Below are 14,622 nucleotides of genomic sequence, written 5' to 3'. Positions count from 1 at the left end.
CCCACCCAGACGCCCCCCTTCGCCCCTCCGCACGCCAGGAGCCCTCTCATGCCCGACACCACCGCGCTCGACCAGGCCACCTCCATGATCGAGAAAGCCTGGGCCCAGCCCATCGAAGTCCTGGAGGTCCTCGCGGTCCGCCGCCCCTGCGACGTCCCGCTCCTGCGCTCCGCCATGCACATCCGTACGGCCCTGGCCATCACCGACAACACGGCGGCCGTTCACCAGGAACGGCTGCACGCCCTGACCCAGCCCGGGTACGTGCCGGCGTACTACGAGCTGGACCGGATCGTCAGCTCGGCCGCCGACCTTCGCGTCGCGCTCGCGGAGAGCGGTGCGCACGTGCAGGCGATCCGGCGCGTGGTCGAGGCACGTGAAGCCTCCTCGACGGCGGACCGTGGCCCGGCTGCGAGCCTGTCCCGGGCCGCCATCGCCCGATCGGGGCTCGCCCCGCACGCCCCGGGCCGGCTGCCCGACCAGCCCGTTCCTGCGGCTGCCGCCGTGCCGTCGGCGCCCACCTCGGGGCCGCGTCGCTGACCGGTCAGGCGAGGCCCTCGTCGCGGTCGGCGTCCTCGGTACGGACGCCCACCGCGCGGGCCAACTCCTCCACCGTCAGCTCGACGCGCCGGCCGTCCGCGACCCGGTGCCCCACCATCATCTCCTCGTCCGGCCACCGGTCGGACTGCGCTCCGACGCCCCACTGACCGTCGGCGACCATCGCGATGTCGCCGACGGTCCACGGCCGCCCGGCGGCGCGGATCTTGCGCTCCAGCCCGGCCCCATCCAGTGTCTGATCGGCTCCGTCATCCCTGCTCCCCCTCCGGTCCTGTACGGCTCGCTGCCGTAACCCGGTTACGACAACTCCGGCCGCCGTTCCATTCCCGCGCCGCCGGCGTCCTGGACTGCTGCCCGTGACCAGTTCGCCCACGGCAGACGGGTCACTCCCGGAAACGACTACGGACTTCGGCACACCCCATGTCAACGTACGGGTGTCGGAAAAACCGCAGGTCAACGAAGGGATCCTCCAACCGTGAACGTCTCCGCCACCCTCCTGCCCTCTGTCGTCCGCCCCTCCGTGGAAGACCGCCACTGGCTCTCCTCGGACCACTGCGCCACCCCGGTCCTCGAACTCCTCCACGGCCTCGACTGGGTGGTCGTCGAAACCCCGGAGGCCAACGTCCACGCGACGAGCCCGGACGGTCGCGTCTACGTCGGCTGGCTCCCCGAGGACCCCGCCGCCTGGACGCGCGACATCGTCTGGCCCGTCCAGGTGCTGCCCGCCGAAGGCGACGCGTGGAACCAGGAGTTCCGCACCCATACCCCCGCCGAAGCGGTGGCCGGATTCATCTCCCCTCGTCGCCCACTCCTCCCGCTGAACCGGTGGCATGGCGGCGCCGACCCTTCGAATGACCAAGCTCCCGGCCTCCACCTGCGGAGGCCCGGACCTCCTACTCCGCCCAAGGGCCTCAACATGGCATTCCACGCTCCGCTCACCAACCACCATGCCGACGGCACCCTCTGCCCGGCGGACCACAAACACACCAGCTCCGGCAAACCGCTCCACGACGACTGTTCGGGCCGCGCGTACACCCAGGCCGTCTGCTCCTGCGGCTGGGAGATGAAGCAGCCCGGCAAGGTCTACGTCGCCGAATGCCGCCAGCGGCACCTCGCCAGCCACGCCCAGGGGCCGAAGGTCCTCCGGGACCTGCTCCGTCTCGACGCCTCCTGACGCTCCCACCCCGTACGCCCGTACTTCCCCCGGAGGCTTCCGTGCCCCAGCACCTGACCGTCGGCCACCTGCTGAGCCAGCTCCAGGACCTCGACCCCACGCTGCCGATCCGCCTCGCCGTCAACCCTGACTGGCCCTTCGCCCACTACGTGGCGGCCGAGGTCGCCGTCCGGGACGGCAAGGCGTTCATCGTCGACGACGGCCAGGAGGACTACCTCCCCCCGTCGGTGCGCAACGCCCTCTCCTGGTCCTGACCTCTCTCCTCCCCTACCCCTCGGAGGCTTCCATCTCGCCACACACACCCGCTGCACGGCCTCGCCGTATGCCCCATGCCGGACGGCGTCCGCGGCGCGCTCATCCAGCGCGTCTCTCCCCACTGCAACGGCCCTCTCGACGTCACCTGGCTTCCCGCCGACGCGCCGAAGCTCCCCCTCGGCCGCATCCGCCTCCACTGGGAGCCCGCTTCCCGCGCCGGTTGGAACGTCAGCGCCCACCTGGGCCTGGCTACCACCGAGGTGCACCTCGCCTCCTGGCCCGCCGCCCCGGACGACTGGCCGCGCCTGGTCCGCCCGACCCTCCACGAGGTGACCGGCCTCTGCGCAGCCCTCACGCTCGCGACCGACGCCCTCGACCTCTCGAACCGCCTTGCCGAGGTCTGACCGACAAGCGCACCAGGCCGCCTCTCGCCGACCAGGCAGGGGCGGCTTCGTCATGCCGTCCCGCCCGCGCGTGCGTACGCTCATCCCCGAGGAACAAGGAGGACATCGTGGCCGACCAGCCGCTCTGGGGGTACCCGGAGGTCGCCGCCCACCTGGGCATCAGCGTCCAGGCCGCTGTAGGCCCCATTCGGAATGTCCCATTCTGATGCGATGACCTGGGCTTTCCCGCCGATCTCATTCGGGGGACACGTTGCTTCTGTCTCACGATCTTGTCCGTTGAGGCCTGTTGCTGCCGCGTACGGTGGCCCCGAACGGGTGGGCCTGCCGGTTCAGGACTTGGCGGTGGAGTCAGCGCGGCGTTGCATTCGCGCCAGTCTGGGGACTCGTGGAAGGCGGGACGCCTGCTGACTGCCGAGCAAGGTCGGCTGTCCGTGATAGCCATGCCGGATTGTCATGGCCGGGGTTGGCGCCCGGCCGGCTGCTGACCTCCGGCTCACGCGATCGTTCCGCCATCGACCGCGGGAATGACAGGGCGCTGGAGTAGGTCCGTTCCCTGACATGACTAACTCTGCCCGGCAAGTGCTCAGTTCTGTGGACGAGCGTCATCCATGAGTGATTCGATCAAGCGTTTGTATCTCTCCTTGTGTCGATATCGACTTTCTCTTCTGTGATGTGGAAATGGAGTGTGGTGTGGCTCGGAGATCTAGATTTGGCCGTATGGCATTGAGGGGCCTGCAGGCGACCCTTATCGCAGGTGGCGCAGCCTTGGCTGTGGGTATGGCCGTGCCTGCCGTTGTGGCCTCCGGAGCTGCAGCCGAGGCAGGGCCGATGCCCGGCGTCGCACATCCTGACACTGTGGCGGCTGCGGCGAGTGCGGCGACCGTGAACATGGCTGAGGTCGTGGTCGCTGACGTCGACGGTGACAGGGTCGACGACGTGGTGGCAGTCGAGCGGTCCACCGGCAAGTTGTGGATGTATGCGGGTGCCGCCCGGGCGGAGATCGGTACCGGCGGTTGGAACGGTATGCATGACCTGGCGGGTGGTGACTTCAACGGCGACACCAAGGTGGACCTCATTGCCGTGGAGCAGGCCACCGGGAAGCTCTGGTTGTACCCGAGTGTGGGCAAGGGGCTTACGACCCGGGTCGAGATGGGGAGTGGTGGCTGGAACGGCATGCATGACCTGGTGAGTGGTGAGTTCACCGGGGACGGCAAGGCTGACGTCGTCGGTGTCGAGCACTCCACGGGAAAGCTCTGGCTCTACCCGGGTAACGGTGCCGGATCGATCGGCGGCGGCGGTCGCGTGGAGATCGGCACTGGTGGCTGGAACGGCATGCACGATCTGGTCGCCATGGATCTCGGTGCCGACGGCAGGAGCGACGTCGTCACGGCGGAGACCTCGACCGGCAAACTCTGGTGGTACAAGGGCACCGGCACAGGCCTTAGTCCTCGGGTCGAAATCGGTAACGGGGGCTGGAACAGCATGCGCGACCTCGCCGGAGGAGCCGTCGTCGGGAGCGCGGACGACGACCTCGTGGGCGTCGAGACGGCCAGCGGCAAGTTGTTCCTCTACCCCGGCAAGACGACGGGGCTGGACGGGCGCATGCAGATCGGCACCGCGGACTGGTGACCGCTGCGGGGACGCTCCGCATTCCACACTGCGCGGGAACGCGGATGTGCTGAACGTCCACGATATGCCATATGCCTTGATCGAACTGTTTTTGGGGTGGGGATGAGTGTGAGATGGAGACTGGCTGCTGGCTCCGTGCGCGGCAGAGGGAGAACCTATGCGGTAGCAGGCGTTGCCGCGGCCATGGTTCTGTCGGTTGTACCGGCACTGGATAGTGACGCGACGGCGGCGTCAGCCACCGCGCCTGCGGCCACGACGGCCACGGGGGAGCTGACGGAGGCGCAGCGGGCCCTGGCAGATGCCAAGGGGACGGGCGTCCGGGTCGAGGTGGCAGGCGAGCGTTCTGAACGTACGACGGTCTACGCGAACCCGGACGGTTACAGCTTCACCCTGGAGGAGTCCGCCGTACCTGTCCGCGCCGCCGCGCCTGGTGGCGGATGGCAGGCTCCCGACGCGACGCTGGAGCGGAGAACCGATGGGACGGTCGCGCCCAAGGCGTCGGCCGTGGACATGGAGTTCTCCGGTGGTGGGGCTGATGAGCCGCTGGTGAGGATCGAGGAGGAAGGCCGTTCTCTGGCCCTTGGTTGGCTGGAGGAGCTTCCGGTACCGGAGCTGGACGGAGCAAGCGCGGTCTACAGAGAGGTCCTGGAGGGGGTCGACCTTCAGGTGATCGCTTCGACGGAAGGCTTCCGTCACCTCCTTGTCGTGAAGACCCCCGAAGCTGCGGCCAATCCGAAGCTTCAGCAGATCGACTACTCCCTGAAGGCCGAGGGCCTGCAGATCGTGAAGGGGCAGGCGGGCAACCTGGCCGCGGTGGACGTGGACGGCAACCGTGTCTTCCGTGCACCGCCGGCTCAGATGTGGGACTCGGCGGGCACCCGCGATGCCACAGAGAGCACCGAGGCCCCGGTCAGCCAGTCCGCAGCCGTCCTCGGATCCGAAACAGAGCCAACGTCGCCGGAGCCCGCCTCTGGCGGCGACGCCGAAGAGCCGTCGAACGGGATGCCTTCGAGTGGTGACACGGTGACGACGATGGACGTGAAGGTCACTTCTGACTTGTTGTCCGTCGTGCCGGACGCGGACATGCTCCGTGGAACGGAGGCAGAGCATTTCCCTCTGTACATCGACCCCACGGTGACCTGGGGAGGGGCGGAGCGGACTCTGCTGCGTTCGGACGGCTACGAGTCGTACAACTGGGAAAACGGCGACCAGGACCGGGGCCAGGGCGTCGGCAAGTGCGGCAGCTGGAACGGCTACTACTGCGGTCCCGGCTACGTCCAGCGGCTGTACTTCGAGTTCTCGCCGGAAAAGCTCAAGGGCAAGCATGTCCTGGACGCGACTTTCCGCGTCACCGAGCCGTGGGCCTTCCAGTGCGACCCCCGCTGGGTGGACCTGGTCCGGACGAACAACATCTCCTCCGCCACCACATGGTCCTCCCGGCCCAAGGAACTCGACTGGATGGTCGACAGGAACATTTCGGCTGGCCGTGGTTCCCTGTGCGACCCCAATTCGCCCACCGCTCCCATCGAGTTCCACGACAACCCCGAGGAGCCCAACGAGAATCTCACCCCGACCGTCCGGGCTTTCGCGGCGGGCAGCATCTCCCGGCTCACCCTGCAGCTGAGGGCGCAGGACGAGTCTGACGCCTCGGCGTGGAAGCGGTTCCGGAACGACGCTGTTCTCGCGGTGGATTTCGTCGGTATTCCCGACAGGCCCACAGGAGTGGGTGTGAAGGCGGGTTCGGGCACGGTCTGCAACAGGTCCGAGGCCGACCCGGCGGTGGTGTCCGATCCGAAGCCGACGCTCAACGCGGTCGCGCAGACGAAGGCCGGCGGTGAGCAGGAGGCCCAGCTGCGGATCTACTTCGACCTGGACCACAAGAACTCCGACGGTACATGGAGCGAAACGCCTGCCGGGAACGGCTCCGTGGCGCCCTCGACCAGCTACCTCCAGGACGGGCAGCGCGCCGCGCTCGTGTGGTCCGCCCTCACCGACGGGAAGTTGTACCGGTACCAGGCATGGACGCACTCCTTCTACAACGGAGGGGCAAAATACCGGTCCAGTAGCACGTCGGGGTTCTGCTACTTCAAGGTTGATTCCTCGGCTCCCAAGCCGCCGAAGATCCTGCTGCGCGGCCCATATAACGAGTGCCTGTCCGAAGACGATCCCGGAGTCGACCCGGAGGAGCCTTGTAAGGATTCCGGCGGACCGGGAGTCAGGGCCAACTTCCTCTTCGCGCCCGCGGCCGGTGATGACAACGTCACGGACTTCCAGTACCGGCTGAGCCAGTCGGTTGCCTGGACGAACACGTGTCAACCGGGTATGCCCTGTCTCTTCACCGCCAGCTACCGACCTACGAAGTCTGGCGATTACACGATCTACGTCCGTGCCAAGGACAGCCTCGGCCGCTGGGGCGGGGAGGGCACGCTCATCTTCAAGGTGGCCCGGGGCGAGGACCCGGTTGCACGCTGGCACTTCGACGAGACCGATGGCGGTGCTGCGCTCGACAGTGCTCTCGGTGGTGGCGGGATACGCCAGGACGCAACCCTTGCCGGCGGCGCTGTGCGTGACGGTCGCGGACGGCTCGGGATGGTCACGCACAACGCACAGGGAACGCCGCTGGCAACCCCGAAGAACGACCTGGGGCTGCTGCTGAACGGCACCGGAGCGTACGCGACGACCACCACGCCCGTGGTAAACACCGGGCTGGCGTACACCGTGGCAGCGTGGGTGCGTCTGGACGGCAAGTCCCAGAACAGTGCCGTCCTCTCCCAGGACGGCGCACAGTACAGCCCGTTCCTCCTCTCCTACGACAAGACGAGCGACCGTTGGGCGTTCGGAGTGAAGGAGAAGGACGCGGACAACGGCGCTGCACACATCGGTGTGGCAAGCAAGGACGCTGCGCTTATCGGGATGTGGACGCACCTGGCGGGCAGCTACGACCCTGCCACGAAGGAAGTCCGCTTCTACGTCAACGGCAAGCTACAGGGCACGAAGGTGGTGGCCGGCTCCTGGTCCGCCACCGGTCCGTTCAACATGGGCCGGCACCTCTGGGCAGGTACCCGCACCGCACCCTTCAAGGGTTCGATTGACGAGGTGTCCGCCTGGCAGCGTGTACTGATCGACGAAGAGATCCCCGTGCAGGCGCGGGCTCTGATCTCGCAGCAGTACGCGGGCGCCGAACTGGTGGCGAACTGGTCTGCCGACGCCGCTTCCGGGACCACGATCCCGGACACCACCTCTGGCTACGGCAGGCCGCTGACCCTGGCCGGCGGTGCGGCGGTGGTGAACGGTGAGATCGTCCTCGACGGTGTGGATGACTCCGCCACAGCCGCCGGCCCACTGGTGGACGACACGGGTTCGTTCACGGTCACCACCCAGGTGGAACTGGACGAAGACAAGCTGGCCACCAAGGACGCCAGCCTGGAGAACCCTTTTGTGGGCCAGGTACTGGGACAGCGTACGGCGGACGGCTCGGCATGGGGACTCTGGTTCGAGATGGTCGGCAAGGATGTCAACCCCTATGAGGACAGCGTCACTTTGGTCGGCAAGTGGCACTTCGGACGACTGAACGCCAATGGCACGTTTTCCTCGGTCGTCTCCACAGATGAAGCAAAGCTGAATGGTCTGGTCCGTCTGACCGGTGTTCACGACGCACAGTCGGGCACCATCAGCCTCTACCTGGGCCATAACGAGAACGGTGAGACGCAGTTCACCGCGCAGCTCGGTTCAGGTGATTTCACACTCGGCAAGGGCTACACCTCGGGCGGCTGGGCACATTACCTACCTGCCAAGATCGCGGAAGTGCGGGTGTGGGCCGGGGCGATGGCCAGCTCCGACCAAATCAGTAACACCGTGAGGGACTGAACGAATTGAGCGTGCGGGCAGCGGCGGGCGTCCCTGCTGCTGCCCGCAGCCGCGGCCGTGTGCGGCCTCGGCTATGACGTGTGACGAAATTAATTCTGGACGAGCAGGGGCGGAGCAGATGGCTTTTGACATAGGCACTACAAGAATCCAGGCTGGTGGTGAGAGACGGGGCCGCAAACGGCTCCTTGTCCACTCGCTGGCTCTGGCACTGATGGTTCCGATGGGGCTGGTGCCGATAGCGCAGGCCGCGGACGGCAATGGGGGGCTGGGCCGTCCAGGACTGCCTGATCAGCGGGTGAGCAAGGTCAAGGCGGTCGACTCGCCGGGGGCAAAGAAGGCCCGGGCGAAGGTCGCGCAGGATCTGGCGACCAACACCGAGCAGGCCCGCCGTGCCCTGGCGGAGCAGAGGGGCGCCTGGCCCGCCCCCGGTGAGGCAACCATCGCGCTTGCCAAGGGCGGGGCAGGCAAGGCTGCACCGGGTGGGATGCCGGTGACCGTCAAGTCGGAGGCCGGGAATCGGGCCGGAGCGGCAGCTTCTACGGCCCGGCTCACGGTCTTGGACCAGAAGGAGGCGGACACGGCCGGCATCACCGGTGTCCTGCTGACTGTAGAGGCGAACGCCGCCGGCCGGGTCAGCGTCTCCGTCGACTACTCCGGCTTCGCTTCGAAGGTGGGCGGCGGCTGGGCGCAGCGTCTGCAGTTGGTCCAGCTGCCAGCTTGTGTGCTGACGACTCCGGAGAAGGCGGAGTGCCGTGAGCAGACCCCGTTGAAGTCGGCGAACGATGTGCGTGAGCAGTCCGTCTCGGCCCAGGTCGCACTGCCCGAGACTGCCGGTGGCGTCTCGACGCAGCTGGCTTCCGAAGCCTCCAGCGCGACGGTGCTGGCGGTCACGACGGCTGGGGGCGGCGGGGGCCAGTCACCGTCGGGCACGGGCGACTACTCGGCGACGGGGCTGGCGGAGTCCTCTTCGTGGGAGGCAGGCGGCAGCTCGGGGTCGTTCACGTGGTCGTACGGTTTCACGATGCCGCCCGCTGCGGCCGGCCCGGCGCCGTCGCTGTCGCTGTCGTACGACTCGGGGAGCATCGATGGGCGTACGGCGACGACGAACAATCAGGGAACCTCGGTCGGTGAGGGCTTCTCCCTGACCGAGTCCTACATCGAGCGCAGCTACGGCTCCTGTGACGACGACGGCCAGGCGGATGTCTTCGACCTGTGCTGGAAGTACGACAACGCCAGGCTCGTCCTCAATGGCAAGTCCTCCCGCCTGGTGAAGGACACCGCCACGGGCACCTGGCGTCTGGAGAACGACGACGCCTCGAAGGTGACCCGGTCCATCGGCGCCGACAACAGCGACGACGACGGCGAGTACTGGACTGTCACCACTGGTGACGGCACGAAGTACATCTTCGGTCTGGACAAGCTCGACGGCGCCACAACCGAGCGGACCAACTCCACCTGGACGGTGCCAGTCTTCGGTGACGACTCCGGTGAACCCGGCTACTCGGGCGGCAGCAGCTTCGCGGACCGGTCCCTGACGCAGGCATGGCGCTGGAACCTCGACTACGTCGAGGACGTCAACGGCAACGCCTCCACCTACTGGTACGCCAAGGACAGCAACTACTACAAAAAGAACAAAGCCACCACCGCAGAGGCCTCCTACGTCCGCGGCGGCTACCTGAAAGAGATCAAGTACGGTCTGCGCAAGGGCGCGCTGTTCACCGATGACGCTGACGCCAAGGTGACTTTCGGGTACGCCGAGCGGTGCACCGCGTCGGACTGTGGTTCGTTGACGAAGGAGACGTCCGACAACTGGCCCGACGTTCCCTTCGATTCAATCTGCTCCAAGGGGGACGACGAGTGCCTGGCAACGGCACCGGCGTTCTTCTCCCGCAAGCGTCTCACCGCGGTGAACACCTACTCCTGGACTGCCGCAGCCAGTGCCTACGACCCGGTGGATTCCTGGGCGCTGACCCAGCAGTACCTGGATGGTGGCGACATTGGCGACACCAGCGATCAGGTCCTCACGCTGCAGTCGATCAAGCGGACGGGCAAGGCCGGCACCACCTCCATCGGGCTGGACCCGATCTCGTTCACGTACCAGATGCGACCCAACCGGGTCGACGCGACCGATGACATCCTGCCGCTGACCCGTCCCCGTATCTCCACCATCACGTCGGAGACCGGGGCGATCACCACGGTCACGCTCTCGTCGCCCGAGTGCGTCCGCAGCGAGGTGCTGGGCGCGGCTCAGGACACCAACACCCGCAGTTGCTATCCGCAGTACTGGAACATCAACGGCTCCTCGGAGGCGTCGGTGGACTGGTTCCACAAGTACCGCGTGCTCGCGGTCTCCGTCTCCGACCCCGCCGGACACAACGAGGCCGTGGAGAACGCCTACGAGTACACAGGTGCGGCCTGGCACTACAGCGACGAGCCGTTCACGCCGAAGGACGAGCGAACCTGGTCCGACTGGCGTGGTTACCGCCAGGTCACCGTCTACACCGGCGCCCTGCAGAGGACCCGCTCCAAGACGGTCTCGCTCTACATGCAGGGCATGGACGGAGACAAGAAGAAGGACGGCACCACGAAGTCGGTAACGGTCACTCCACTGGCCCAGCCCACCGTCGGCATCGCCAACCTCACCGACAGCGACCCGTACGCAGGTCAGCTGCGCGAGCAGGTCGTCTACAACGGCACCCAGCCGATCTCGGTCACCGCCCACCAGCCGTGGTCGAAGGAGACCGCGCGCCAGACCGGGGTACCGGATTCGGGCGACCACGCCGCCCGGTATGTCCGCACCAAGCAGTCCACCACGTACACGTACCTGACCGTGCCGGGCACCTGGCGCCACCGGGCCGTTGCGACCAGCTACGACGCCTACGGGATGCCAATAACTCAATACGACTCGGGCCTTTACAGCACCGCTGGTGACGAGACCTGTGCCCGCACTTGGTACGCCCGCAACGACACCCTCGGACTGACCTCTCTGGTCTCGCGGACCCGCGTAGTAGGCCGGACGTGCAGTGTGGCCGACGCTGATATCGACCTGCCGACGGACTCCACCCGCCGCGGCGACGTATTGACAGACGAGGCCGCCGCCTACGACGGCGCCACCACCTGGTCGGCGACGATGAAGCCGACCAAAGGCCTTGCAACATGGACCGGCCGCGCACAGGGCTACGGGCCCGAAGGGGCTGTGACCTGGCAGAAGACACGCACCACCGCCTATGACGAACTCGGTCGACCGCTCAGCGTGACCGACGCCGACGGTAAGACCACGAGCACAGCCTTCACTCCCGTTGCTGCCGGCCCGCTGACCAAGACCATCACCACGGACCCCAAGGGTTATCGGTCGGCCACCTTCCTGGATCCGAGGCGTGGAAAGCCGCAGCAGGTCTTCGACGCGAATGTGAAGAAGACAGAGCTGGCCTACGACGCTCTCGGGCGGCTCACCGACGTGTGGCTGCCCAACCGGAACAGGACCGCCGGCTACAGCCCCAACAGTAAGTTCACCTACTCCCTCAGTAACACCGAGCAGTCCTGGGTGTCGACCGCGACGCTGAAGAAGGACGGCACCACCTACAACACCACCTACGCGATCTTCGACTCCCTGCTGCGTCCGCTACAGACCCAGTCGCCGACCCCCCACGGAGGCCGGCTGCTGACCGACACCCGCTACGACACCCGCGGCCTGGCGTATCAAACCCACGCCGACATCTTCGACACCGCAACGACCCCAACCGGCACGTACGCCCGCGCCGAGTATGGCGAGGCTCCCAACCAGACCGAAATGGTCTTCGACGGCGCCGGCCGGGCGACCACCAGCACGCTCTACGTGTACGGCAAGCCGAAGTGGTCCACGTCCACCAGCTACACCGGCGACTCCACCGCCACCACAGCACTCCAGGGCGGCTCCGCGACCCGAGCCATCACCGACATCCGCGGCCAGACCATCGAGACCCGCGAATATGCCGGCCCCGATCCCGCCGATAAAGACTATGGCGCCAGTCTCGGCGTCTCGCACACGTCCACCAAGTTCACCTACACATTGGACGGCCAGCAAACGTCGATCACCGGGCCGGACGGAGCGACGTGGTCCTACGGGTTCGACCTGTTCGGCAGGCAGACGACGTCTAACGACCCGGACAAGGGTAAGTCCACCACCGTCTACAACACGCTCGACCAGGTCATCAGGACCACTGACTCGCGAGGCCAGTCCGTCCTGACCGACTATGACGAGCTCGGCCGACTGGTGGGTACTTGGTCTGGCACGAAGAGTGACGCCACCCAGCTCACCGCTTACACGTACGACACCCTACTCAAGGGCTTGCCCACATCCTCGATACGCTACGTCGGTGGCAAAACGGGGCAGGCGTACATCAAGAGCATCACTGCCTACGACACCCTCGCCCGTCCAGTCGGAAGCAAGCTCCAGCTCCCCGCGAACGATCCGTTCGTCCAGGCAGGCACACCAACCACGCTGGAGTACTCCAGTTACTACAACATCGACGGGACCCTGCAGAACACCAAGGAACCGGCTCTGGGCGGTCTGCAGGCCGAGGTCATCGGCTATGACTACGACACCCTCGGCAATCTCACATCGATAGGCGGCTCCACTGGGTACCTCCTGGGGGTTGACTACTCCGCCCTCGGCCAGGCCCAGCAACTGATCATGGGTACGGCCGACTCCGAGGAACACAAGAAGCTGTACGTCACGCAGACCTTCGAGGAAGGAACCGGCCGCCTGACCCGCAGCCGCGTGACGGACCAGACCCACCCGTACATGCTGCAGGACCTCAACTACACCTTCGACCAGGCTGGCAACGTCACCGCAATCGCCGACCCCACCACCCTCGGGGGCACCTCAGCGGCCGAGACCCAGTGCTTCACCTACGACGGCCACCGCCGCCTCACCCACGCATGGACCCCCAGCTCCCGCAACTGCTCTGACCCGCGCAGCGCCTCGGGCCTGTCCGGCCCGGCCCCGTACTGGACCAGCTACACCTACAACCAGGCCGGCCAGCGCGACACCGAGACGGTCCACAAGACCACTGGCGACACCAACACCAAGTACTGCTACACAGGCACCCAGCCCCATACCCTCACCGGCACCAGTACCACGGCCAACTGCATCACCCCCACACGCACCTATACCTACGACACAGCCGGGAACACCACCAAACGTCCGGGCAAGACCGGAACCCAGGACCTCACCTGGTCCCCAGAGGGCAAGCTCAGCAAGCTCACCGAGTCCGGCAAGAGCACCGACTACCTGTATGACGCCGAAGGTAACCTCCTGACCCGCACCACCCAGGGCGGCGAACGGATCCTGTACGCCGGAGCCACGGAACTGCACCTCAGGGCCAACGGCACCACATGGGCACAGCGTTACTACACGGCCAGTGGTGTCAGCATCGCTCTCCGATCCAACGCAAGCGGGACCCAGAAACTCACCTACCTCGCCGGCGACCATCACGGCACCCAGAGCTTGGCCGTCTCTGCCGACGCCACCCAGTCCTTCAGCAAGCGCTATATGAGTCCCTTCGGGTCCGAACGCGGTACTCCGACAGGCGCTGCGTGGCCCGACGATAAGGGCTTCCTCGGCAAGATCGACGACAAGACCACAGGTCTCACACACGTCGGAGCACGCCAATACGATCCTGGGATCGGCCAGTTCATCAGCATCGACCCGCTTCTGTCGGCTGACCAGCACCAGTCCCTCAACGGCTACAGCTACGCCAACCAGCATCCGGCCACCTCCTCCGACCCCACGGGCCTGAGGGAAATGTGCCATGAAAACGGAGGATCCTGCGCACCGCCACCCAACAACACAGTAAGCGGCGGCAACCCGGGAAGCCCGGGGAATAGTGGCAGCAAGGCGCCTTACGGTGGCATGCTGGGCGGTCACGAAGATGCGCCCGAAAGTTCTGACCACGTCGTGGCCTCTTCCGCCCCTGCTGAGACCAGCTGGTTCAACACTGTTGGAGCCCCCGGCGCCGAACCGGAGGGCTTCGAAGAAGCATTCTCCAAGACGTACGACGAAGTATTGAACAACCGGATGTACGACGGCCTATGGCCCAGTCAGCACATCGCGGTCGCAGGTGCAGGAGTTTGCGAGGAACTCGTAGAATGCACGGATGAGCAGCACGACTACTTCGTTTTCACCCTGTTCTACAGCCCCCCGGGGTTTGTAGAATCGCTCGGAGCGCCCAATTCGGCCGGCATGGCTGATGTAGGCACTGGTCTTGGCCTGGTTTTCGCGGCGAAAATAGCTAGCAAATCCGGGAAGCCCACATGGACAGGCAAGGCAGCGCAAAACAGAAAAGGCACCCTGACTGGCCCCACTTCCCCTACGACCCATTGGGCGAGAGTGGAAGTGAGTCACGATGGTGTGATTACACTTGCATACACGGTGAGGAGTGGTGCCACTACAGCTGCGGAATCTGCTCTGGGTGAAGGCATGGCCAGACAGGCGGTGCACACGGAGCGCCGCGTGATTCGTATGGCAGGGGGCAAAGCCCTTCAAATCAACAACGACCCCTACGCCAACCTGGCTCGAGTGAAGCCGGGGGATACAATCACGATCTACGGCTTGAGACGTCCTTGCAGCAACTGTCGGGGCGCTATGAAGGTAGCATCAAAAGAGCTTGGCGTTACCTTCGATTACAGGTGGGGCAAGAAGAGTTGGAGCACGAGCGAATGAGCAACCCGCAAACTCCTGACTGGATCATTCGGCAT

General features: G+C 66.1%; 8 protein-coding genes. 7 read left to right on the top strand and 1 reads right to left on the bottom strand.

The window, feature by feature from the left end:
* The first annotated feature begins 48 nt into the window (after positions 1-48).
* Positions 49-537: a hypothetical protein gene (locus IE245_RS14550; RefSeq protein ID WP_189947334.1), complete on the top strand. Its 489-nt coding sequence runs from the start codon at positions 49-51 to the stop codon at positions 535-537.
* A 4-nt stretch (positions 538-541) separates the two neighbouring features.
* Here IE245_RS14550 and IE245_RS14545 read toward each other — a convergent pair whose 3' ends face one another.
* Complete coding sequence (locus IE245_RS14545) at positions 542-718, bottom strand: hypothetical protein (protein WP_229851276.1); 177 nt, start codon at positions 716-718, stop codon at positions 542-544.
* Between the two features lie 312 nt (positions 719-1,030).
* Here IE245_RS14545 and IE245_RS36910 point away from each other — a divergent pair, with 312 nt between their 5' ends.
* From IE245_RS36910 to IE245_RS14510, 6 genes are all read left to right on the top strand, one after another.
* Positions 1,031-1,729 carry an SPDY domain-containing protein gene (locus IE245_RS36910; protein WP_229851275.1) on the top strand — a complete coding sequence of 233 codons (699 nt, stop codon included), beginning with the start codon at positions 1,031-1,033 and terminating at the stop codon, positions 1,727-1,729.
* 41 nt (positions 1,730-1,770) lie between these two features.
* A complete protein-coding gene (locus IE245_RS14530) occupies positions 1,771-1,983 on the top strand; it encodes a hypothetical protein (protein ID WP_189947329.1) in 213 nt (70 codons plus the stop codon).
* Positions 1,984-2,058: 75 nt separating this feature from the next.
* On the top strand, positions 2,059-2,388 hold the full coding sequence (locus IE245_RS14525) for an esterase (protein ID WP_189947327.1): 330 nt from the start codon (positions 2,059-2,061) through the stop codon (positions 2,386-2,388).
* Between the two features lie 888 nt (positions 2,389-3,276).
* Complete coding sequence (locus tag IE245_RS14520; RefSeq protein ID WP_189947325.1) at positions 3,277-4,017, top strand: FG-GAP repeat domain-containing protein; 741 nt, start codon at positions 3,277-3,279, stop codon at positions 4,015-4,017.
* Between the two features lie 183 nt (positions 4,018-4,200).
* Entirely contained in the window at positions 4,201-7,884 is a 3,684-nt protein-coding gene (locus tag IE245_RS14515) for a LamG-like jellyroll fold domain-containing protein (RefSeq protein ID WP_189947323.1), read from the top strand.
* 220 nt (positions 7,885-8,104) lie between these two features.
* Entirely contained in the window at positions 8,105-14,587 is a 6,483-nt protein-coding gene (locus IE245_RS14510; protein ID WP_229851274.1) for an RHS repeat-associated core domain-containing protein, read from the top strand.
* Positions 14,588-14,622: the final 35 nt, after the last annotated feature.

This window comes from Streptomyces roseolus, from assembly GCF_014649855.1.
Classification (GTDB): domain Bacteria; phylum Actinomycetota; class Actinomycetes; order Streptomycetales; family Streptomycetaceae; genus Streptomyces; species Streptomyces roseolus.
This window is presented reverse-complemented; position numbering and strand designations above follow the sequence as displayed.